This is a genomic window from Lutibacter sp. (assembly GCF_041562875.1).
In the GTDB taxonomy this organism is placed as follows: Bacteria; Bacteroidota; Bacteroidia; order Flavobacteriales; family Flavobacteriaceae; genus Lutibacter.
The window spans coordinates 1-3606 of sequence record NZ_JBFFOE010000161.1 but is presented as its reverse complement, the minus strand read 5'-3'; the positions used below and the strand labels follow the sequence as shown (position 1 = coordinate 3606).

The window sequence follows — 3606 nt, the reverse complement described above, 5'->3', positions numbered from 1 at the left end:
TAATTGCTATTCAAATTAAATTTTTGTTAAATAGGATATCCCCTTAATTTTTAAGCAAAAAATTCTTAAATTGTAACTCAAAACTAACAACTAATTAAATTTTAATATGATTACACTTCGTATTAATGGAGAAAAACATACAATTGATGTTGCTCCAGATATGCCTTTACTTTGGGTTATTAGAGATATTATAGGACTTACAGGAACAAAATATGGCTGTGGAATTGGGGTGTGTGGCTCTTGCAAAGTTCTTTTAGATAATTCACCTGTACAGTCATGTATGATTCCTGTTTCTACTGCAGAAGGAAAAGAGATTTTAACCATTGAAGGAGAATCTGACAACTTACAATTATTACAAGAATCTTGGGTTGAACTCAATGTTGCTCAATGTGGTTTTTGCCAACCAGGGCAACTAATAGCTGCTGCTGCATTGCTTGATAAAAATGAGAATCCATCCGATAAAGATATCAATGAAGCCATGATTGGAAATATTTGCCGATGCGGAACGTACCAACGTATTAAAGATGCTATTTATAGAACTGTTGAACTTAAAAACCAAAACTAATGGGAACTATAAAAAATATAAGTCGTAGGGGTTTTGTAAAAGTAATAGGTTTAGCATCAGGCGGATTGGTTTTAGCTTGTAATACTTCCATCTTTTCAGACAAAGAAAAAGAAGAAATTAAAAATTTAGTAGATTTCAATCCAAACTTATTTGTTCAGTTAAATTCCGATGGAAGTTTAATTTTAATTGCTTCACGTTCAGAAATGGGAAATGGTGTTCGAACTTCATTAACATCAGTTATTGCTGATGAAATGGAAGCTGACTGGAATAAGGTAGTAGTGAAACAAGCCACTGGTGATGCTAAATATGGCGATCAAAATACAGATGGTTCTCGTAGTATTCGTTATTTGTATGAAACTATGCGACAAATGGGTGCTATGGCAAAAGCAATGTTAATTACTGCCGCTGCACAAACTTGGCAAGTACCCGCATCAGAATGTACTGCTGAAAATCATTTTATTATACATTCAAGCGGTAAAAAAATAGCATTTGGAGATTTAGTTGAAACTGCCAAAATTTTAGAAATTCCAACTGACATACAATTAAAAAACCCAAAAGATTTCAAGTATATTGGAAAATATTTAAGAAGTGTAGATGCTGAAGAATATTCAAATGGAAGTGCTGTATATGGTTTAGATAAACGCATTCCTAATATGAAATTTGTAGCAATACAACGTTGCCCTGTTGCATTTGGAACCGTAAAATCTTTCGACAAAACCGAAGCTTTAAAAATTGCTGGAGTTGAAGACGTGATTGAAATTCCACGAATTGAAAAACCTTTTGGTGCATTGGGTGGTATTGCGGTAATTGCCTCAAATACTTGGGCAGCTTTTAAAGGTAGAGATGCTTTAATAATTGAATGGAATTTTGGTGATAATGAAGTTTATGATTCAGAAAAATACATGAATCAAATCACTGAAAATGTTCACAAACAAGGAAAAGTAGGGAAAAATACTGGAAATGTAAATAAAGCATTTAAAAATGCAAACAAAATTGTAGAAAGCACTTTTCAATTACCACATTTGGCACACGCACCAATGGAAGTTCCAAATGCAGTTGCTTGGGTTCAAGGTGATGCTTGTGAAGTTTGGGCACCCACTCAAGACCCACAATCTGCAAGAAAAGAAGTAATAGATTATTTAAAAACAACTGAAGAAAAAGTAACTATCAATGTTACTTTATTGGGTGGAGGTTTTGGTCGAAAATCAAAACCAGATTATGTGGTTGAAGCCGTTATGGTTTCAAAAGCAATTAACGCTCCTGTGCAAGTTGTTTGGTCACGTGAAGATGACATTAAACATGGTTATTATCATACCGTAAGCTCACAATATTTAAAAGCATCTTTAGATGAAAATGGAAATGTTACTGGTTGGCTTCATCGGTTTGCCTTGCCTTCCATCGTTTCTACTTTTTCTCCGGGAGTTGATTATGCTGCTGGTTTTGAAATTTCAAGTGCTGCAAATATTCCTTTTGATATAGAAAATATAAAGGTTGAAGTTGGGCAAGCTCCTGCCCATGTTAGAATTGGTTGGTTGCGTTCTGTTATAAATATTCCTCACGGATTTTCTGAAAATGTTTTCGCTGATGAATTAGCTTTTGCCGCAGGAAAAGATTCTTTAGAGTTTAGATTGAATTTAATTGGAAATGATAGAATTGAAGATACTACTGATGAGTACAAATATGATACTGCACGACTTAAAAATGTATTAAAAATTGCGGCTAAAAATGCTGAATGGGAGAAACAACTTCCTGAAGGACATGCTTATGGATTGGCAGTTCATTATAGTTTTTATACGTATGTAGCTTCTGTGGTTGAGGTTTCTGTAATTAACAATAAAGTTAAAGTTCATAATGTATTTACTGCAATTGATTGTGGCACTGTTGTTAACAAAAATACTATTGAAGCTCAAATGCAAGGGTCTGCAATTTTCGGAATGTCACTAGCTTTTTACGGAAAAATTACTGCTAAAAATGGCGCCATTGAACAAAGTAATTATCATGATTATCAAATGACCCGCATTCATCAAGCTCCAAAAGTACATGTTGAAATTGTTGAAAGTTCTGAAAAACCAACAGGTGTTGGAGAGCCTGGTGTACCTGTAATTGCTCCTGCTATTATAAATGCAATTTTTAAAACAACAGGAAAACGATATTATAATTTACCATTGTCTGATTATGATTTACTTTAAGTTTATTTTATAGTTATGTCATTCCTGCCTTCGCAGTAATGACAATATTTAACAGTAGAAAAGTAAAAAAAGTAAATGAACAATTGGATAGAATTATTACAAGATTTTAAACTTAAAAAGCAACCTGTTGCTTTGGTTACAGTTACAAAAATTTTAGGCTCGGCTCCATGTAAAGTGGTTTCAAGAATGATTGTAACCAAACAAAAAGAAATTTTTGGAACTATCGGTGGTGGAAAATTAGAGTTTCAAGTAATTGATGAAGCTGTAGTTTCAATTAAAGAAAATAAAATCAAAGAGTTTAGCTATACTTTAGGTCCAGAATTTGAACAATGTTGTGGAGGTAAAGTGGAATTAATTATAGAACCTATGAATCAAACTCCTGAATTATTTTTATTTGGCGCTGGTCATATTGGCGTGGAAATTTGTACTATTTTAAAAGATACTCCTTTCAATATTACCCTACTAGATACACGTAATAATTGGAAAAATACTATTGAAATAGATAAAAGTATTAATTACGTTGATATTGATTTCGATTTATACAAACAACACATAAACTGGGGGTCAAATTGTTATATAGTGATTATGACTCACGATCATAAATTAGATTTTGAAATTACAGCTTTAGCTTTACATTCAGAAACCAAGTATATTGGATTAATTGGAAGTAAAACCAAAAAGAATAAGTTCAATAATATGCTAAGAAATGAGTTGAATTTTGAGGCTGGAATTTCACCTGTTCATTGTCCGATTGGCTTAGATATTGGTGGACACACACCAAAAGAAATTGCCATAAGTGTGGCTGCTGAATTATTGAAAGATTATTATGGGAAATAAGTCCATTTTTGTACT

At 32.8% G+C, this 3606-nt stretch carries 3 protein-coding genes; all 3 read left to right on the top strand.

The window, feature by feature from the left end; genetic code table 11:
• The first annotated feature begins 106 nt into the window (after positions 1-106).
• The gene (locus ABY863_RS13175) at positions 107-565 is read left to right on the top strand and encodes a (2Fe-2S)-binding protein (RefSeq protein ID WP_372795582.1); all 459 of its coding nucleotides are present in this window, start codon (positions 107-109) and stop codon (positions 563-565) included.
• Positions 565-2754, top strand: coding sequence for a molybdopterin cofactor-binding domain-containing protein (locus tag ABY863_RS13170; RefSeq protein ID WP_372795580.1), 2190 nt, complete (start codon positions 565-567; stop codon positions 2752-2754). Before ABY863_RS13175 ends, ABY863_RS13170 begins: the two co-directional genes overlap by 1 nt.
• Positions 2755-2829: 75 nt before the next feature.
• Positions 2830-3591: a xanthine dehydrogenase accessory protein XdhC gene (gene xdhC, locus ABY863_RS13165; RefSeq protein WP_372795578.1), complete on the top strand. Its 762-nt coding sequence runs from the start codon at positions 2830-2832 to the stop codon at positions 3589-3591.
• Positions 3592-3606 lie beyond the last annotated feature (15 nt).